At 35.7% G+C, this 18,075-nt stretch carries 19 protein-coding genes; 3 read left to right on the top strand and 16 right to left on the bottom strand.

Annotated elements, in window-relative coordinates:
* Nucleotides 1-13: 13 nt before the first annotated feature.
* The gene (tmk, locus tag IE155_RS10140; RefSeq protein WP_189378144.1) at nucleotides 14-664 is read right to left on the bottom strand and encodes a dTMP kinase; all 651 of its coding nucleotides are present in this window, start codon (nucleotides 662-664) and stop codon (nucleotides 14-16) included.
* Between the two features lie 394 nt (nucleotides 665-1,058).
* Here tmk and IE155_RS10135 point away from each other — a divergent pair, with 394 nt between their 5' ends.
* Nucleotides 1,059-1,751 (top strand): substrate-binding periplasmic protein, encoded by a 693-nt coding sequence (locus IE155_RS10135; RefSeq protein ID WP_189378143.1) that lies wholly within the window; start codon nucleotides 1,059-1,061, stop codon nucleotides 1,749-1,751.
* Here the strand turns inward: IE155_RS10135 and mltG are convergent, their stop codons facing one another.
* The 9 genes from mltG to yceD all read right to left on the bottom strand — a co-directional run bounded on the left by mltG (nucleotide 1,752) and on the right by yceD (nucleotide 8,932).
* Nucleotides 1,752-2,762, bottom strand: coding sequence for an endolytic transglycosylase MltG (mltG, locus tag IE155_RS10130; RefSeq protein WP_189378142.1), 1,011 nt, complete (start codon nucleotides 2,760-2,762; stop codon nucleotides 1,752-1,754).
* Nucleotides 2,759-3,556 carry an aminodeoxychorismate lyase gene (gene pabC, locus IE155_RS10125; RefSeq protein WP_189378141.1) on the bottom strand — a complete coding sequence of 266 codons (798 nt, stop codon included), beginning with the start codon at nucleotides 3,554-3,556 and terminating at the stop codon, nucleotides 2,759-2,761. The genes mltG and pabC overlap by 4 nt, the downstream gene beginning before the upstream one ends.
* A 126-nt stretch (nucleotides 3,557-3,682) precedes the next feature.
* Entirely contained in the window at nucleotides 3,683-4,915 is a 1,233-nt protein-coding gene (gene fabF / locus IE155_RS10120) for a beta-ketoacyl-ACP synthase II (protein ID WP_189378140.1), read from the bottom strand.
* Between the two features lie 108 nt (nucleotides 4,916-5,023).
* On the bottom strand, nucleotides 5,024-5,257 hold the full coding sequence (acpP, locus tag IE155_RS10115; RefSeq protein ID WP_189378139.1) for an acyl carrier protein: 234 nt from the start codon (nucleotides 5,255-5,257) through the stop codon (nucleotides 5,024-5,026).
* A 165-nt stretch (nucleotides 5,258-5,422) separates the two neighbouring features.
* On the bottom strand, nucleotides 5,423-6,157 hold the full coding sequence (gene fabG, locus IE155_RS10110; RefSeq protein ID WP_189378138.1) for a 3-oxoacyl-ACP reductase FabG: 735 nt from the start codon (nucleotides 6,155-6,157) through the stop codon (nucleotides 5,423-5,425).
* 2 nt (nucleotides 6,158-6,159) lie between these two features.
* Nucleotides 6,160-7,098 (bottom strand): ACP S-malonyltransferase, encoded by a 939-nt coding sequence (fabD, locus tag IE155_RS10105; RefSeq protein ID WP_189378137.1) that lies wholly within the window; start codon nucleotides 7,096-7,098, stop codon nucleotides 6,160-6,162.
* Nucleotides 7,099-7,175: 77 nt separating this feature from the next.
* Nucleotides 7,176-8,183, bottom strand: coding sequence for a phosphate acyltransferase PlsX (gene plsX, locus IE155_RS10100; RefSeq protein ID WP_229817218.1), 1,008 nt, complete (start codon nucleotides 8,181-8,183; stop codon nucleotides 7,176-7,178).
* A gap of 41 nt (nucleotides 8,184-8,224) precedes the next feature.
* The gene (gene rpmF / locus IE155_RS10095; protein WP_189378135.1) at nucleotides 8,225-8,395 is read right to left on the bottom strand and encodes a 50S ribosomal protein L32; all 171 of its coding nucleotides are present in this window, start codon (nucleotides 8,393-8,395) and stop codon (nucleotides 8,225-8,227) included.
* A gap of 24 nt (nucleotides 8,396-8,419) precedes the next feature.
* On the bottom strand, nucleotides 8,420-8,932 hold the full coding sequence (gene yceD / locus IE155_RS10090) for a 23S rRNA accumulation protein YceD (RefSeq protein WP_189378134.1): 513 nt from the start codon (nucleotides 8,930-8,932) through the stop codon (nucleotides 8,420-8,422).
* A gap of 119 nt (nucleotides 8,933-9,051) precedes the next feature.
* On the opposite strand from yceD, the gene IE155_RS10085 reads away from it, so the two are divergent.
* A complete protein-coding gene (locus tag IE155_RS10085; RefSeq protein ID WP_189378133.1) occupies nucleotides 9,052-9,648 on the top strand; it encodes a Maf family protein in 597 nt (198 codons plus the stop codon).
* 17 nt (nucleotides 9,649-9,665) lie between these two features.
* On the opposite strand, the gene IE155_RS10080 is transcribed toward IE155_RS10085, so the two are convergent.
* The 3 genes from IE155_RS10080 to rluC all read right to left on the bottom strand — a co-directional run bounded on the left by IE155_RS10080 (nucleotide 9,666) and on the right by rluC (nucleotide 11,967).
* On the bottom strand, nucleotides 9,666-10,268 hold the full coding sequence (locus tag IE155_RS10080; protein WP_189378132.1) for a DNA-J related domain-containing protein: 603 nt from the start codon (nucleotides 10,266-10,268) through the stop codon (nucleotides 9,666-9,668).
* A 76-nt stretch (nucleotides 10,269-10,344) separates the two neighbouring features.
* The gene (locus IE155_RS10075; protein WP_189378131.1) at nucleotides 10,345-10,995 is read right to left on the bottom strand and encodes an HAD-IA family hydrolase; all 651 of its coding nucleotides are present in this window, start codon (nucleotides 10,993-10,995) and stop codon (nucleotides 10,345-10,347) included.
* Between the two features lie 15 nt (nucleotides 10,996-11,010).
* Nucleotides 11,011-11,967 carry a 23S rRNA pseudouridine(955/2504/2580) synthase RluC gene (gene rluC / locus IE155_RS10070; RefSeq protein ID WP_189378130.1) on the bottom strand — a complete coding sequence of 319 codons (957 nt, stop codon included), beginning with the start codon at nucleotides 11,965-11,967 and terminating at the stop codon, nucleotides 11,011-11,013.
* 609 nt (nucleotides 11,968-12,576) lie between these two features.
* On the opposite strand from rluC, the gene rne reads away from it, so the two are divergent.
* On the top strand, nucleotides 12,577-15,582 hold the full coding sequence (gene rne / locus IE155_RS10065) for a ribonuclease E (RefSeq protein ID WP_189378129.1): 3,006 nt from the start codon (nucleotides 12,577-12,579) through the stop codon (nucleotides 15,580-15,582).
* Nucleotides 15,583-15,673: 91 nt separating this feature from the next.
* Here the strand turns inward: rne and IE155_RS10060 are convergent, their stop codons facing one another.
* The 3 genes from IE155_RS10060 to lapB form a co-directional block, all read right to left on the bottom strand.
* Complete coding sequence (locus IE155_RS10060) at nucleotides 15,674-15,988, bottom strand: ComEA family DNA-binding protein (RefSeq protein WP_189378128.1); 315 nt, start codon at nucleotides 15,986-15,988, stop codon at nucleotides 15,674-15,676.
* A gap of 113 nt (nucleotides 15,989-16,101) precedes the next feature.
* Nucleotides 16,102-16,806: an orotidine-5'-phosphate decarboxylase gene (gene pyrF / locus IE155_RS10055; RefSeq protein WP_189378127.1), complete on the bottom strand. Its 705-nt coding sequence runs from the start codon at nucleotides 16,804-16,806 to the stop codon at nucleotides 16,102-16,104.
* Nucleotides 16,807-16,893: 87 nt separating this feature from the next.
* Nucleotides 16,894-18,063 (bottom strand): lipopolysaccharide assembly protein LapB, encoded by a 1,170-nt coding sequence (gene lapB, locus IE155_RS10050; protein WP_189378126.1) that lies wholly within the window; start codon nucleotides 18,061-18,063, stop codon nucleotides 16,894-16,896.
* Nucleotides 18,064-18,075: the final 12 nt, after the last annotated feature.

Genomic DNA, 18,075 nt, shown 5'->3' with positions numbered 1-18,075 from the left:
GACTACCCTAACACTATAAAGACTCATAATTCTCAACTGTTTTCAATAATGCATCTATAATGGTAATTACATGATTTAATACAACTTCTTTAGGTTGTGAAGCATCGACAACTGTAAATTTTTTAGGTTGTAGTTTAGCTTGAGTCAAATAACCATTACGTGCTTTTATTAGAAAATCTAGTTTTTCATCTTCTAGTCGATCAAGGCCTTCTCCACGACTTTTTACTCGCTTAAGCCCCTCTATAGGATCCAAATCTAAAATGATGTTCATATCAGGTGAAAAGCCAGCTAATGCCAAGTCATTAATTTGAGTAATGGTATCTAATGGAATTCCTCTTGCGTAATGCTGAAAACTAAAAGTTGCAGCGTCAAAACGATCGGAAATTACAACTTTACCGGCCTTCAAAGCAGGCTTTATTTTTTCTTGAATATGTTGTGCACGTCCCGCACCAAATAACATTAACTCAGTGATATCTGTCATTTCTGGCGTTCTCGGATCTAAAATAACCTCTCGAATTTTTTCACCAATTACTGTACCACCTGGCTCTCTCGTTAATGTAACGTCAATCCCTTTAGCAATAAGGTATTTTTTAACTTCATTAATAACTGTTGTTTTTCCAGCGCCATTACTGCCATCAAATACAACCATAAAGCCTTTTTGCATATAATTTCTCTTTATTTTTCACTAATAAAATATTTGATTAACTTGAGGAGGTATCATTTACTCATTATACCTTTCTAAGGACAATTCCAATGTAAGCATTAGACAAAGTCAAACGCTGTAACTTTAGATTTTAATGCCAACGCCATTTATCTTGTAATGTTAACAGATAAGTTTAAATGAAAGCTATCCTGATTATAATTAATCAATTAATAGGTAACTAAAAAATTAATTAATTCAAAATTTTTATATTGTCCTTTCTTAAGTGAATCAACACAAATATTGGGCTACAAACGCCTACAATTAAAACACTATTAAAGTATTTTTTACATTGCTATACTTAACCATTATTTCAGTAGCCACTAAAGTAATGAACAACGTTATATCGAAATTTTATTTGAACCTTGTAACATTCAGCCTACTGATATTTTTTGCTATCCCCAAACATCTTGCGGCTCAAACATTGACCTGTGCAACAACTCACTATCCCCCGTTTACCATTTTTGGAAAGTCAGAAAAAGAATTAACAGGATTAGACATGGCAATAATTAATCCGTTATTTGAAAATTTAAATTTAACTATCAAAGTTAAAAATTTGCCTTGGGCTAGACTAAAAGAAGAAATTAAACATAATAAATTTGATTGTTACTTTTCTTTAGCAAAATTTTCCGATCGAGAGTTACATCTTACTTATACAGAAATACCAATTCATATTACTCAATTAGCCATCTTTTATACTAAACCAAATGAAACCAATAAAATGAACTTCTCTGATCATATCATTGGGATACAAAATGGGATTGATATTGATAAAGATATACCAGAAAAATACGGTATAAGTGAAGCAAAAATTCATCGAACAGGTTCAAACGAAAATTTGTTTAAAATGTTAAGCTTAAATAGAGTGAATGCTGTTATTACAAATAAAGTTGTAGGCGAAAATATTTTAAAAAACAACTATAGTGCATTAGCTGTGAAACAACTCGTTATTGAAGAGTATCAACTCCCCGTTTATTTAGCTTTTCACAAAAACACACTTGATGTCAATAAAGTCAATCTGGCACTATCAAAACTGAGCATTACTAAATAACTATTTATTTAGAATGTACTTAGCAACCGCTTGATTATGTGCTTCTAAGTTAGATGAAAATACATGCTCACCATTTCCTTTGCTGACAAAATAATAATAATCAGTCATCTCTGGATGCAAGGCCGCAGAAATTGCTGACTTACCAGGCATTGCGATCGGCGTTGGCGGTAATCCGTTAATACGATAAGTGTTATAAGGCGTTTTTTCTCTTAAATGTATCCGCTTTATGTCTCCTTTATAGCGCTCACCTAAACCATAAATGACAGTAGGATCTGTTTGTAATCGCATATTTTTGTGTAAACGGTTGATAAAAACTGATGAAATTAATTGATGCTCAGAATGCTGTCCACTTTCTTTCTCAATAATAGAGGCCATAATTAAGGCCTCATATGGAGACTTATAAGGTAGATTTTCATCCCTTTGCCCCCATTCATTATTCAGCAAAGTATCCATTTTCGAATGAGCACGCTTAAGAATATCAAGATCACTCGTATTAGCCGTAAATAAATATGTATCAGGAAAAAATAAACCTTCCGGGTAGGTGTGATCCAACCCTACTTCTTTTGCTATATAGCTATAATCAGACGAGTTTAAGGTATGATTTATATCAGGGTGGTTTTGTAAAATATTAAGCCATTCTTTAAGAGTAGAGCCTTCAATAAACGTAATACTAAATTGATGCTCTTTACCTGAATGTAGTAATACTAACAAATCTATGGAATTCATTTGTGGAGTTATTTGATAGGTTCCCGCTTTGATTTTCCCCTTTTCTGGAAACATTTTCACATAGCTTTTAAGCCAAATATTCGAGTTTATAGCACCCAATGAAACAAGTTGTTTAGTAAACGCTCCGAAGTTCGTACCAGTAGTTAAGGTAAGCAATTGTGTTTCTTTTAACTGTAAAGGTTGTTCAAGTTGGTGATGTATAAACGTAATTGCAGCAACAATAGAAAGAATAAAAAAAAGAACAAACGCAATTAACGTTTTTTTTAACTTATTGAAACTACTCACATTAGCTCCCTAAGTTTTTGCATAAAAACTTGGCTATTGTTGTTTAATTTACGTTGATTAAAAGTATGTATTGGCACTATACCCATGACAGAGTTAGAAATGAAAATTGAAGTTGCTTTTTGTAAATCGCTCACTGGGGCTTCTGTTTCTACTATTTCGGGAAATAATGTTAAAATCTGCTGTCTTAAGACCCCTTTAACACCAGAATTTTTTAATATTGGTGTATACCATATCTTTCCGATTTGCCAAAAAATATTAGCACTTGTTGTTTCTATTACATTGTTATTAATATCAGTCACAACTAATTCGTCAAAAGGCAATTTATCAAGTTCAGATCTCAAGATAACCTGTTCAAGACGATTTAAGTGCTTAAGTCCTTGTAATAGTGGATTAAGTCCAAGTTGTGTTTTTGCAATGCCTAAACTTATACCTTCATTTATCCATTGATTATAGTGCAATGGAAACTCAAAAATAGAAATAACAATAGTCGGTTTAAGCATATTACTACGAGCATAGCCACGTCCCCCTTCACCAGCAGTAATGACTATTTTAAGAACAGCTAAAGAATATGATAATGCAAGTTCAGTAATTTCATCATTTAATTGCCCAAAATCAACAGGAGCAATTTCTAGAATTTCACTGGCTTTTTTTAAACGTTCAATATGTTTACTCTGATATTCAATCACGCCGTCACAAATTTTAGCAGTAGTGAAAAAACCATCTCCATACGCAAAACCTCGATCACTAACTGATACGTGACTGGTTTGAACACCATTTATTGAATAAAATAACATAAGTAATAGATCATAAAAAAGCTTGAATACTGAGCACAGTATTCAAGCTTATTTATTGTTATTCAAGTAGTATTTTATTTTTAAAAGGCAAAAATAACTAAATGCTTTCTTTATAGGCATTAATGTTTATATTTTCTTAAATAATAAAGAACCATTTGTACCACCAAAACCAAATGAGTTACACAAACCATACTCAAGTTTGACGTCTCGCGCTTGCCCTTTAATATAATCAAGATCACAACCTTCATCAGGATTATCTAAATTAATGGTAGGGGGAACTTGGTTATGTGTAAGAGCTTGTATGGTAAATATAGCTTCGACAGAGCCTGCAGCACCTAATAAGTGACCTGTCATCGATTTTGTCGAGCCCACTAGCGTATTAAATGCATGATCACCAAATACAGTTTTAACAGCATTAGTTTCAGCAATATCACCCGCTGGGGTTGATGTACCATGAGCATTAATGTAACCAATTTTAGTAATATCAACTTTAGCGTCATTAATTGCATTTTGCATCGATCGTGCAGCACCATCACCATCTGCTGGTGGAGAAGTCATATGATAAGCGTCACCACTCATTCCAAAGCCAGCAAGCTCAGCATAAATTTTAGCGCCTCGTGCTTTAGCCATTTCGTACTCTTCAAGCACTAATACACCTGCGCCATCACCTAATACGAAACCATCGCGATCTTTATCCCAAGGACGAGAAGCAAGTTCTGGCGCATCATTTCTCGTCGATAACGCACGTGCAGCACCAAAACCTCCCATTCCCATTTGTGTTGATGCTTTTTCGGCACCACCAGCAACCATAGCATCAGCATCACCGTATGCAATCATACGCGCGGCATGACCAATATTGTGAACTCCACTAGTACATGCGGTTACTATTGAGATGTTAGGCCCTTTAAGCCCAAACATAATGGAAAGATGTCCAGCGATCATATTTATGATAGTAGAAGGAACGAAAAAAGGTGAAAGTTTACGCGGACTAGTTTTTAACATTTTCTCAAAGTTTTCTTCGATTAAACCTAATCCGCCAATACCTGCACCAACAGCAGCACCGATACGATGTGCATTTTCTTCGTTAATTTCTAAACCTGAATCTTTTATTGCTTGTACGCCAGCAGCTACACCATACTGAATAAAAAGATCCATTTTTTTGGCCTCTTTTTTAGCCATATAATCTTCAACAGAAAAGTCTTTGACTAGACCTGCAAATTTAGTGGTGTACTCTGAAGTATCAAAATGCTCGATATTACTAATGCCGCTTTTACCTAACAAAAGATTTTGCCAAGTAGTTTCAGGTGAATTACCTAAAGGGCTTAACATACCAAGACCGGTAACTACAACACGCCGCATAGGATGAGTTGCCTCCGATAGAAATGAAAATAATTATGATGTGTACGTATCTTAAAAATACGTCTGTTAAAAATAAATCAGGCGGTATAAACCGCCTGATTATTGAAATTACTGATTTGCAGTAACGTAATCAATAGCTGCTTGCACAGTTGTGATTTTTTCTGCTTCTTCATCAGGGATTTCAGTATCAAACTCTTCCTCTAACGCCATGACTAATTCTACTGTATCTAAAGAGTCAGCACCTAAGTCATCAACAAAAGAAGCTTCATTTTTTACTTCGTCTTCGTTCACACCTAATTGCTCTACAGTAATTTTTTTTACGCGTTCTTCGATAGTACTCATTTTTTTTCCTTTACTAGAAAATACAATTATTCAAAATTGCGTGTAGTGTATTCGTCTACAAGTCACCATGCAAGCTTCTAACTTTGCTTTTTTTGCTGGTCTAACCTGTTGACCGTTTTTTATTATGCTTATTTTTCAAATTTAATCAACGCTAATCACTGTTGATTAAACCATATACATGCCACCATTTACATGTAAAGTTTCGCCAGTTATATAGGCAGCAGCATCTGACGCCAAGAAAGCAACTGCGTTCGCAATCTCTTCAGGCTTACCTAAACGATTTGCCGGAACTTGAGCAAATATACCTTCTTTTTGCTCATCAGTCAGCGTTTGTGTCATATCTGTGTCTATAAATCCAGGTGAAACAGTATTTACTGTTATGCCTCGAGATGCAACTTCTCTTGCTAAAGATTTTGTAAAACCAATTAATCCAGCTTTCGCTGTAGCATAATTTACTTGCCCAGCATTACCCATTGTACCAACGACAGAGCCAATATTTATAATACGCCCATGACGTTTTTTCATCATAGGACGCATGACAGCTTTACTAATTTTAAATACTGAAGATAAATTAGTATCAATTATATCCTGCCATTCACTGTCCTTCATACGCATAAACAAATTATCACGAGTAATGCCAGCGTTATTAATAAGAATATCAATAGTACCGTGTTGCACTTTTATCGCTTCAAACATAGCCTCTATTGAAGCGTCATCAGTAACATTTAGCACCACGCCATTGTTATCACCCAAATATTCACTAATTTTTTGAGCGCCATGCTCTGAAGTTGCTGTACCAACAACTGTCGCACCTAACGTTTGTAATTGTGTTGCGATTGCTTTACCAATCCCACGGCTAGCACCTGTCACTAATGCCACTTTACCTTCTAATGAAAACATACTTATTCCTTCACTAACTCTTGTGACTTTTCTAATGACGATACGTCATTTAAAGATACACAAGCAATTGATTTATCAATTCTTTTAACTAAGCCCTGCAATACTTTCCCGGGGCCAACTTCAAGTGCTTTGGTAATACCTTGAGCCGCCATTTTTTCTATTGTTTCTGTCCATCTTACCGGACTATATAACTGCTTAACTAAGGCTGTTTTTATTTCAGCTATATCAGTCTGAGCAATAACATCTACATTATTAATGACAGGTATGTCAGGCGTATTAAATCTAATTTTTTCAAGTTCTAATGCTAGCTTATCTGCGGCATCTTTCATTAAAGCGCAGTGAGAAGGCACGCTAACAGGTAAAGGAAGTACACGTTTAGCACCCGCAGCTTTACATAGCTCTCCTGCTCTAGTGACAGCATCTGTATGCCCTGCAATCACTACTTGACCAGGAGAATTGAAGTTAACAGCAGAAACAACTTGATCTTGCTCTGCTTCTTTACAAGCTTTAATAATAGCATCATCAGCTAAACCGATAATTGCAGCCATAGCACCTACACCTTCAGGTACAGACGTTTGCATGAATTCACCGCGCTTTTCAACTAATTTAACCGCATCTGATAAAGTAATAACATTAGCGCAAACTAAAGCTGAGTATTCACCTAAGCTATGACCTGCAATAACACTTGGCGTTATAGTGCTAGATGCTTGCCAAAGACGCCACAAAGCAACACTGGCTGTTAATAATGCAGGTTGAGTGAAATTTGTTTGATTGAGTTTTTCTGCTGGCCCTTGATTAACTAAAGACCATACATCGTAACCTAATGCATCAGAGGCTTCCTTGAAAGTATCTTGAACGATATCGTTATTGTCAAAGTCGCTCAGCATTGCTACCGCTTGAGAACCCTGCCCAGGAAATATAAAAGCTAATTTGTTTTGCATTTTTTTACCTAATAGAAGATCACTAAATATCACTTTATATAAGCGTAGTCTTAATAAAGCATTTATCGTTGTTTTAATTATTCAGTAAGTGGTTGTTCAATTAATCCTTGTTCTAAGGCTAATTTAATTTTTTCAGGTACTTGGTTTTCTACTTCTTTCATTGCTTCAAAGATCGCTGCTTCAAATGCTTTACTACCTGCATTACCATGACTTTTAACCACTATACCGCGCAATCCTATCAAACTTGCACCGTTATACTGGTCGGGGTTCATCGATTTAAAGAGTTTTTTTAGGGCAGGAGCCAAAATTTTGCCGATTATTCTTGCAAAAAAATGCTCTGATAAGAATTTATGTAGTTTTCTGTAAACAAGTTGGGCAACACCTTCACAGGTTTTTAACGCCACATTACCAACAAAGCCATCACAGACTATAACATCTGTTTTATTGGTAAAAATGTCATTCCCTTCGATAAAGCCTACATAATTTATTTGATCATTATCACTGAGCTTTGTTGCCGCAAGCTTAATATGATCACTACCTTTTATGTCTTCTTCACCCATATTTAATAAAGCCACTCTTGGCTTAGTAATCCCATCAACTTGCTCTGCCATTACTGAGCCCATCAAGCCAAATTGATACAGTATATTCGCTTCACAAAAAACATTCGCCCCTAGATCAAGCATGAAAACATGTTTGTTTTCATCGTGTGTGGGTAATGACGAAATTAGTGCTGGTCGCTCAACACCTGGCAATGTTTTTAAAATACAATGGGCCATAGCAAATAAAGCACCGGTATTACCAGCACTTACACAAGCTTGCGCCTTGCCTTGCTCAACCAAATCGATCGCTTTTCGCATAGAGGAATTTCGCTTAGTACGTAAAGCACTAGACGGTTTTTCATCCATAGCAACAACTTCTGTTGTAGGAATAAGTGTTAGTTGGTTATGCTGAGAAATTTGATGTGCAAGAAGTGTCTCTGTAATGATTTTTTCATCACCACAAAGCAGTAGATGCAGGTTAGGCACTTTTTTAACTGCAAAAATTGCAGCAGTGAGCGTTACAAGGGGGCCTTTATCGCCCCCCATAACATCTAACGCTATGGTTAGACTATTCAAAGTAGTTTCGCCTATTTAGCGATTACTTTAACACCTTTATAAAAGCCATCAGCTGTGATGTGATGACGAAGGTGCTTTTCACCAGATACTGGATCTACTGATAAGTTTTCTGTTGTTAATGCGTCATGTGAACGGCGCATACCACGTCTAGAACGAGACTTTTTGCTCTTTTGAACTGCCATTAGCTAACTCCTAAAATCTGTTAATTACTTAAGTTGTTTCAATACATCAAATGGATTCGGCTTATCAAGCTCTTCAGGCAACTCGCCCCAAACGCTGTCAGCTGGAGATTGACATTGCTCAAGTTCATGCCTAGGTATTAACGGAATAAGAAGCATTAGCTCTTCTTCCACTAAATCTCGCAAGTTAATTTCACCATTTTCATCTAATTCAATTGCGTCATAATATGACGGCAAGTTTTCAGCGGCTTCAACATTTTTTACTGGACTGAAGTGAAAATCAAGATCCAATTTATGCTCAAATGCCTCATTACACCGCTGACATGCTAACGAAACTGTTGCCGACCCTTTGCCTGATATAACTACCAAGCCAAGCTCATCCACATCAAATTTTACATTAACATGTACATGCTCACAGCAACTTTCGCATACTGCAAGCAATCTATTCATTTCTGATAACTTATAAGTTCCGTCACACACTGAGCGTTGCTGTGCGCTTTTAATCGGATTTATCGTTATCGGAAGTTTAAGATTCTGCATAAGGCGCGCATAATAATGCTCATCAAGGCAAGTGTCAAAAGAAAATTAGCTAAATTTGTTTAAAAATGCAATATAAGCCATATATTAGCAGGTATCTGTTTAAATATTGAGTCATTTACATGAAAACACTTGTTTTAGGGTCTACTTCACCATTTCGACAATCATTATTAGAAAAACTAAATTTACCCTTTATTACTGCTAAACCAGATATAGATGAAACCGCCTTAGTCAACGAAACACCCACTGCTTTAGTAGAAAGGTTAGCAATAGAAAAAGCGAAAGCCGTTGCTTTAGATCATCGTAATGCTCTTATCATTGGTTCTGATCAAGTCGCCGTTTGTGAGGGTGAAATTCTAGGCAAACCTCATACGATAGAAAATGCCATTAAACAACTAACAATGTTTAGTAATAAATGTATTACCTTTTATACAGGTTTATGTGTTTACGATAGTAAAAAACAAGTCGCTAAGTCAATAGTTGAACCTTTTCATGTTCACTTTAAAACATTAAGTAAAGAAGTCATAAAAAACTATGTACTGGCTGAAATGCCACTCAATTGTGCTGGTAGCTTCAAAAGTGAAGGGCTTGGTATTTGTTTATTTGAGCGATTAGAAGGTGATGATCCTAATAGTTTAATAGGTTTACCGCTCATTAAACTCACTCAATTACTTGCTCAGTTTGATGTTGATGTATTAGCTCTTCAAGCAAGCTCTTGATTCTTTTATTAAATCTTTTAAAAAAGTTTATCTAAAATGTCTTTGGCTTGATTAATTTTGCTAAACATTTCAGTGCTGCCCCCTTTGTCTGGGTGGTGTATCTGTGCAAGGCGAAGATATTGTGCTTTTATCATTTTAGCATCTGCATTATTTGGAAGGTTCAGTGTGTTAAATGCTGCTTGTTTACTATCTTGAGCTCGATACTTTTGCCAAAATGATTTTAGCAAATCACTAATTTCATCTTCTTGAGTATCAAAAAAGTGTTTAAGGTTTAGATAATAGCTTTCAAGGGGATCAATAGTTTCAATTGCCGTTTTCAGTCCACTATTACAATCGAGAGTTTCATTTAAAGCTATTCGTTGAACTTTAATAGATTCAATAATAAGTTTATATTTATTCGTTTGTTGATATTGGACTTTTAATTTATAGAGGGCATGCATACAAAGAAAATGTGCGCTAAATAAATCTCTCATGTCGGCTAATAAGAACGCGTCAAACGGCGGGATTTTCTCATTTTGTAAATGTTTTATTATCTCATGCTCACTACAAAGCGGAAAGCACGTTAAAAACTGCTCAATTTCATCGAGTATTGCTACTAAGTAAGGGTTTAATGCTGTCATTTAATCACAAAGTAACTCTCAGAAACGTCATGAAACAAAATCCTCCTACTAATAAATTGCACAACCTATCAAGCAATTAGTTGACTAACAAGTTTTCTAATGCAATTAAGGAATCTACAATGGCTTTAGGTTTAAATTGTGATAGTTCATCATGGCTATGGACACCATAAGTTACACCAATACTATCGACACCTGCATTTTTAGCCATTGCTAAATCATGAACTGTATCGCCAATCATAACAGCATCGTCTGCATGTATATTTAACTCTTCCAGTAATTCTAACAGCATGTTTGGGTGAGGTTTAGATTGACACTCTACTGCACAACGAGATGAGCTAAAAAAATGTTTTGTTTTTGTATCTTGCCAAACCCTTTCAAGTCCATCACGGGCTTTTCCTGTAGCGACAGCTAAAACTTTATTATGAGTTTTTAATACTTTTAATAAGTGTCTTGAATGTTCAAATAGTTGGGTTGGTGTTTCATTTAAACTTATATATTGTTCTTTGTAAGCCAACTTTGCCTTTTGCCATATAACTGGAGAAGCGGTTGGGAATAATTCGATCATTGCATCATCTAAACTAATGCCAATTATACTTTTTGCCGCTTTATCAGATGGTGGTTCAATATTGACACTTAATGCAGCGGCTTGTAATGAGGATACAATGCGATCGATAGAATCCATTAAAGTGCCATCCCAATCAAATATAATAAGTTTATAATTTTTCATTTTCTCATTTAATTTCTATGTCGCTTTAGAAAGTGTTTTTAAACACTTTTCTAATGATGGCTCTAAAGGTGCTTCTATTTTTATTCTTTGTTCTGTAAATGGATGTGTAAATTCAATACTTGCCGCATGTAAAAACAAACGTTTTAACCCAATATTTCTCATGTGTTCGTCAAAATCTGGATGGCCGTATTTTGTATCACAAGCGATAGGATGCCCTTTTACTTGACAATGAACACGTATTTGATGAGTTCTTCCGGTAACAGGAAAAGCTCTCACCAACGTTGCATCTTTATAATGTTGTAAAACTTTAAATCGTGTTTCTGATTCTTTACCATTAATATTATCAACAATAACAACTCGCTCACCTGACTTTAGATCATTCTTTTTGAGAGATTCAGTCACTTTAGTTAATTTCGCAGACCAACGCCCTTTAACTAACGCATGATAAAACTTTTGAACTGTTTTGTTACGTAATTGCTCATGCAGATTTCTTAGTGCAGAACGTTTCTTAGCAACAACAAGGCAACCTGATGTATCACGATCAAGACGATGAACTAGCTCTAACATTCTCGCATCAGGCCTTAAGGCACGTAATGCTTCAATTAAGCCAAAACTTAAACCGCTCCCGCCATGTACAGCCATGCCTGATGGTTTATTAATAACAATTAAACGGTCATCTTCAAATAATATTTGCTTTTCGAGATTGGCGACCACAGACAATTTTGTAGAAACTTCATTAGTATTGTCAGAAATTCGAATTGGGGCAACACGAATAATATCTTCGTTTACCAATTTGTATTCAGGTTTAGTACGCTTTTTGTTAACACGGATCTCACCTTTTCTTAATAAGCGATAAATCATACTTTTAGGAACACCTTTTAAGGTTTTTAAAAGGTAATTGTCTATTCTTTGTCCTTCATCTTCATTATCAACAGTAATAAAGCGGACTTGGGGCTTAGTTGTATCGTTCATGCTGTGGAGTTTATCATAACTTTTTACCAAATCATCGACAATTTAACTAATTAACATCTTTATTTAATTGCCTTTTTCTAATAAAAAGTGAGATAATAGGTAGGTTACGATTTTTATCACATAAATGTAACGAAAAACGCAAGTTTTAAAAGAAGCGTAAGAGGAAAAATGCGGCTACCTTTGCAAGCATTATATATCAAAAAATATAAATGACTTGTTTAGAGAAAAGCCTGTTGTAATAATTGACGTGTGTATCTTGTCAACCAAACTACATAAACATTTCCCCCAGCTAAATAAAACTTATTACTATTAAAAATATCGATAAGTAAAAGGCCAACAAGGCAAATACTGAATAACATCAGTAGTATTATCAGAAAACTTATCGAGTTAGCACAGCACACTGGCTGAGCACATAAAGACAAAATTCTCTTTATTGTGATAACAATAAAGTAAACGATACAATCAGATTTTTTAACAGCTTATTACGTAATATGGCGTATTAAGATTGACACCCGTGAGGCTGACAAAATGCTGTTACCATAGCAACAGATTGCTTTGTGTTCTACGCATATAGTGTGTTGTGACTAAAAATAACGAGTCACAAGAACTATGAAACGTATGTTAATCAATGCTACACAGTCGGAAGAGTTACGTGTAGCCCTTGTTGATGGTCAACAACTTTACGATTTAGATATCGAAAGTCCAGGTCATGAACAGAAAAAAGCCAATATTTACAAGGCAAAAATCACTCGTATTGAACCTTCTTTAGAAGCGGCATTTGTCGATTATGGCGCAGACCGTCATGGCTTCTTGCCAATGAAGGAAATTGCACGAGAATACTTTCCTAAAGGTTATTCATTTCAAGGCCGCCCTAACATTAAAGATGTGTTATCCGAAGGCCAAGAAGTTATTGTTCAAATAGATAAAGAAGAACGCGGTCAAAAAGGTGCAGCCTTAACTACTTTTATTAGTTTAGCCGGAAGTTATTTAGTCTTAATGCCTAATAATCCACGTGCAGGTGGTATTTCTCGCCGAATCGAAGGTGATGAGCGTACTGACTTAAAAACCTCATTAAGTAAATTAGATTTACCAAAAGGTATGGGGCTTATTGTTCGTACCGCTGGTGTTGGCAAAGATTATGATGAACTAGAATGGGACTTAAGTGTTTTATTACATCATTGGAAGGCAATTGAAGAAGCGGCAGCCAGTCGCCCTGCTCCTTTTCTTATACATCAAGAAACTAACGTTATATTGCGTGCTATTCGAGATTACTTGCGTCGTGATATAGGTGAAGTATTAATTGATCGTCCAAAAACTTTTGAAAGTGTTAAAAAACATATTGAAGTAGTACGTCCAGACTTTGCTAGCAAAGTTAAACTTTATACTAACGATGTACCTCTGTTTACTCATTATCAAATTGAAACGCAAATAGAATCAGCATTTCAACGAGAAGTAAGACTACCTTCTGGAGGCTCAATTGTTATTGATCCTACTGAAGCTATGACATCAATAGATATCAACTCCGCCCGCTCTACTAAGGGTGGTGATATTGAAGAAACCGCTTTTACAACAAACTTAGAAGCTGCAGATGAAATTGCACGTCAATTACGTTTACGAGATTTAGGCGGATTAGTTGTTATCGATTTTATTGATATGACTCCTGTGCGCCATCAACGTGAAGTTGAAAACCGTATGCGCGATGCAGTTAAACAAGACCGTGCACGTATTCAATTAGGCCGTATTTCACGTTTCGGTTTATTAGAAATGTCTCGTCAACGTTTACGTCCATCAATTGGCGAAACAAGCCAAGGGGTATGTCCTCGCTGTAATGGCACAGGCCATGTTCGTGGTGTTGAGTCCCTAGCATTATCTATTTTACGTTTAATGGAAGAAGAAGCGATTAAAGATAATACTCAACAAGTACAAGCGCAAGTACCAGTACCTGTTGCAACGTATTTACTTAACGAAAAACGTCGTTCTGTATTTCATATTGAAAAGCATCACAGTGTTAGAGTACTTATTATTCCAAACCCTAATATGGATACGCCTCAATACGAAGTTCTACGTGTACGCCAAGATGAAAGTATTGCAGAAGCAAGTTATCATATTCCAGCAATAGAAAGTGCCCCTGAAGAAGCTGTAATGCCTAAATTTTCAAAAGAGGCGGTTAAAAAGGACGAGCCTATTCTTCAAGGTATGTCAGCCCCACAAAAACCTCAGGCAAAAGCCAAGGCACCTACTGAAAAAGTAACCGAGAAAAAAGAGGCTGGGCTTATCTCAAGTTTAACTTCTTGGATTAAAGGATTGTTTGCAAGTGAAGAAGTTGTTGTAAAACCTGAAAAGAAAACAAATACTCGCTCAGAAAAAAATGATAATCGTCAAGGTCGTAACCGTCAAAACCCTCGCAGAAACAATCGTAAAAATGAAGGGAGAAATGACAATAGAAATGAAAAACGCCCAAATTCAAACAATAAATCGGTAGAGAATAAAGATCAGCAACCTAAAGCTACTCGAAAATCTAACAATGACCGTGTTCAAAAACCAAAAGAAGAAAAGGTTGCTGAACGCCGCCAACGTAGAAATAACCGTAATAAGATCAGAAGAACTGAAGACGTAAAAACAGTAGACACTAAAGATACAATCCCTAATGCAGAAAAGAAGCCAGTTAAATCACCTCAAATAACTGAATCAGAAAGCATTAAGCCTGTACAAGAAGCAACCGTTGAGACAGCTTCAGTAGATAAAAACGATATTAAAGGACAAGATGAACAACGACCTCGTAGTCGTCGTTCTCCTCGTCATTTACGTAATCATGGTCAAAGACGTCGTCAAAATAGTGAAAACAAAACGGATATTACTCCTGAATTTGACCAAGCAAAGGCTGAAGCTAGTGCGCAAATAGATGAAATAACCTCTGATCCAGTTCAAGCACGTTACCCTAATACGCCTACGAACACTGAGACACCAACTATTGAGCCAAAAGCAGAAGTTCAACAAGATTTATTTGAACAGACGTCTGTCGAAAATATCAGTTCTGTTGAATCAGCTAGCCAAAGCAATACTAAAGATGATGAAACAGTAAAAGTAAAAGTGGCGCCAAAATCAAAAGTTACTGAATCTAAGCCCAAAAGCATTCAAGAACCAGAGTCGAGTAAAATAGATACTAATGACAAAGATTCGAAGAAAATGGAAGCAAAGGATTCAAAAGCTGAAAGTGTTACTACAACCAACACTGAATTAGCTGAGCCATCAGTAAGTAACATAGAAAAAGGTGAAGAGCAGAACACTGATATTGATGAGGTCAAGGTTAAAGTAGAAGTAGAAACTGTTTCCACAGAGCCGGCTTCATCAATAACACCTGAACTGTCAGTTGAGCAACCTAAAGTAGAGACAAAAAAGAAAACGAAAGCTAAGTTACCGAGTAAAAAGCTTACTCCTCGTAAACAAAGCCACGCGTCTTCAGGTATGGTAAAAACAGAAACAATCAATACGATTTCTAAGCTCCCTACTGCATTTGCTAATAGCAATGAACGCATAACACATGCATTATCAGGTAAAGCAGCCATGATAGCAGACGCTAGTAGTCGCTCAACTTGCGGTCCAACTAAACCGTAAGTTCAAACAAGATTTATAAAAACCAAATAAAACGCCAGTATATTTTACTGGCGTTTTTCTGTAAGTAATAACTCAAAAACAAGTTAGCTCATTAGATTTTTAATAAACCTTGATTAGCTTGTAGAAAAGCATTACCAACCCCTTTTACTTCAAGTAACTGCTCTAATGAAGTAAATTTTCCATGTTGGTTTCGATAATCGATTATCGCTTGAGCACGTTTATCACCTATTCCCTTTAATGTCTTTAACTGAGTCAAATCAGCATTATTTAGATCAATAACCATTTGCTGTACTTGCTCAAGTTGTACCTTTGTCTTTACATCACTCGATTTATCCATCGCAGAGACATTAAATGAACTAGTAGAAAGTAAAAGAATAGATAGGGGTAATAGTATAGATTTTTTCATAATTTTCGATCCTTGTTAATAATCTATGAGTGTTGTTAATCAGTTAACAACACTATAGGTTTAGAATCGAAGTTAAGATCTGTCAAGTTGTGAGAGAAATTACTTTTAAAATATTAATTAGGCATCAATAAACTTGCATTGATATTTTGTAAAACTGAATGAGGATCTACTGATTTAGTAATTGGTCGCCCTATCACTAAATAATCAACACCAACTGCAACCGCTTGCTCTGGTGTCATAATACGCTTTTGATCATCACTACTAGCTCCTGCCGGTCTTATACCAGGGGTAACCAGTTTGAAGTCCTGACCAAATTTTACTTTTAATGCTTCAGCTTCCCAAGCAGAACATACGACTCCATCTAAACCTGCATTTTTAGTTAAATCCGCAAGCGCTAATACTTGCTCCGCGGGTGTTTTCAAAATACCTAAACCATTTAAATCATCTTGTCCCATGCTTGTTAATACGGTAACAGCAATTAATAAAGGTGCATTATCTCCATAGGGTTTCAGAGCTTGTTTAGACTTAATCATCATTTGTGTTCCGCCACTCGCATGTACATTGACCATCCAAACACCTAAGTCTGCGGCGGCAGTTACCGCTTTAGCAACTGTATTAGGAATATCATGGAATTTAAGATCTAAAAATACATCAAAGCCTTTCGCCGACAACTGTTTAACAAACTCAGGACCAAAATAGGTAAACATTTCTTTTCCTACTTTAAGGCGACAATCACTTGGTTGAATTTTATCAACAAAAGAGAACGCTTCTTCTTTTTTATCAAAATCTAAAGCAACGACTATTTTTGGATCTAACATTGGATTCCTTATTGTAAATTTATATGATTTCAATCATCAGCCTACTAATTATGTTAATCGGCCAACTCGACTAGGTTAGATTGCTCATTACTCACCTTCCAATCCTCTGATCGGTTTCATTTGTTCCCAATCATGGCACGAAGGGCAAGACCAATAATGTGTACTACTATTGAAGCCACAATTTCGACAGTTATATCGATGTTTCACACTTAAGTAAGTCGAAATCAACTCATTGATCATATCTAAGTTAGTTAAATTTGTTTGATTGCTATCACTTGCCATCTGCATTTTAATAAAATGATTAAAGCCTCTAATTGTTGGTCTACGCTTAAGAGCTGTTAACGTAAATTCGATTGCTTTTGCAACCCCATGCTTTTGTTCAATATAATCAACATGTTTAATTAATGCAGATGAGCTTCCCGTCTCATTATAAACTTTTCGAATAAATTTTTGAAATTCATCAATAGCATCTAACTTACTATAGCAGCGTTCCATATGCTCAATAACATCAGGGAAAAATTCTTTATCTTGCTGGTAAATTGCTTGATAGCATAAACATGCTTCATTATATTGTTGGTGATTTTCATATATTTTGGCAAGTAGCCAATTAGCACGACAAGAATCAGCATCATATTTTAATGCATTATCTAGTAGCTCTATGACTTCTATAAATTTATCCTGCTCTAAAGCTAACACAGCCAACTCGCAATAAAAATTAGCAAGGTTATGGAGTAAATTTTTATCTCTGGATTTAACAATAACTTTAGCGAGTAAAATACCTTGAGGCCAATCTTTTGTAGATTGATATATTTTCATTAAATAAGTAATTGATTTATTGCTATAGTCTTTAGATTTTAATAATTTCTGGAACATCGATTCAGCGCGATCAAATAATCCAGCACTAAGAAAGTCTTTTCCTAATTCGAACGCCGCTTGTTGTTTTGCTTTTGAAGGTAAATGTTTTTGCCTAACTAAATGTTCATGTATTTTTAGCGCACGATCTAATTCACCTCTTTTGCGAAAAAGATTAGCCATCGCAAAGTGCGCTTCTACAGTATCATCTTCTACTTGAAATGCATCTATTAGGTATTCAATAGCTTTATCTTGCTGATTTGATAATAAGTAATTTAAGCCAGTTGAGTATTTGATTGAAAGATCTTGTTTTGCATTATGTCTATTTTGCTTAACACTGTTCCGTCCCATAAACCAACCATAGGCCATGGCAACAGGCAGAAGTAAAAATAATAAACCTAACATAACTAGTACAAC

This window comes from Thalassotalea profundi, from assembly GCF_014653195.1.
GTDB lineage: Bacteria > Pseudomonadota > Gammaproteobacteria > Enterobacterales > Alteromonadaceae > Thalassotalea_B > Thalassotalea_B profundi.
This window is presented reverse-complemented; position numbering and strand designations above follow the sequence as displayed.

What these genes read in the sequence shown, in the direction of transcription:
- tmk (WP_189378144.1), bottom strand. Translation starts at nt 664, where the DNA reads ATGCAAAAAGGCTTTATGGTTGTATTTGATGGCAGTAATGGCGCTGGA.
- yceD (WP_189378134.1), bottom strand. Translation starts at nt 8,932, where the DNA reads ATGCAGAATCTTAAACTTCCGATAACGATAAATCCGATTAAAAGCGCA.
- fabD (WP_189378137.1), bottom strand. Translation starts at nt 7,098, where the DNA reads ATGCAAAACAAATTAGCTTTTATATTTCCTGGGCAGGGTTCTCAAGCG.
- pyrF (WP_189378127.1), bottom strand. Translation starts at nt 16,806, where the DNA reads ATGTTAGATCCAAAAATAGTCGTTGCTTTAGATTTTGATAAAAAAGAA.
- plsX (WP_229817218.1), bottom strand. Translation starts at nt 8,183, where the DNA reads ATGGGGGGCGATAAAGGCCCCCTTGTAACGCTCACTGCTGCAATTTTT.
- acpP (WP_189378139.1), bottom strand. Translation starts at nt 5,257, where the DNA reads ATGAGTACTATCGAAGAACGCGTAAAAAAAATTACTGTAGAGCAATTA.
- fabF (WP_189378140.1), bottom strand. Translation starts at nt 4,915, where the DNA reads ATGCGGCGTGTTGTAGTTACCGGTCTTGGTATGTTAAGCCCTTTAGGT.
- IE155_RS10085 (WP_189378133.1), top strand. Translation starts at nt 9,052, where the DNA reads ATGAAAACACTTGTTTTAGGGTCTACTTCACCATTTCGACAATCATTA.
- rluC (WP_189378130.1), bottom strand. Translation starts at nt 11,967, where the DNA reads ATGAACGATACAACTAAGCCCCAAGTCCGCTTTATTACTGTTGATAAT.
- fabG (WP_189378138.1), bottom strand. Translation starts at nt 6,157, where the DNA reads ATGTTTTCATTAGAAGGTAAAGTGGCATTAGTGACAGGTGCTAGCCGT.
- lapB (WP_189378126.1), bottom strand. Translation starts at nt 18,063, where the DNA reads ATGTTAGGTTTATTATTTTTACTTCTGCCTGTTGCCATGGCCTATGGT.
- IE155_RS10075 (WP_189378131.1), bottom strand. Translation starts at nt 10,995, where the DNA reads ATGAAAAATTATAAACTTATTATATTTGATTGGGATGGCACTTTAATG.
- rpmF (WP_189378135.1), bottom strand. Translation starts at nt 8,395, where the DNA reads ATGGCAGTTCAAAAGAGCAAAAAGTCTCGTTCTAGACGTGGTATGCGC.
- IE155_RS10080 (WP_189378132.1), bottom strand. Translation starts at nt 10,268, where the DNA reads ATGACAGCATTAAACCCTTACTTAGTAGCAATACTCGATGAAATTGAG.
- pabC (WP_189378141.1), bottom strand. Translation starts at nt 3,556, where the DNA reads ATGTTATTTTATTCAATAAATGGTGTTCAAACCAGTCACGTATCAGTT.
- rne (WP_189378129.1), top strand. Translation starts at nt 12,577, where the DNA reads ATGAAACGTATGTTAATCAATGCTACACAGTCGGAAGAGTTACGTGTA.
- IE155_RS10060 (WP_189378128.1), bottom strand. Translation starts at nt 15,988, where the DNA reads ATGAAAAAATCTATACTATTACCCCTATCTATTCTTTTACTTTCTACT.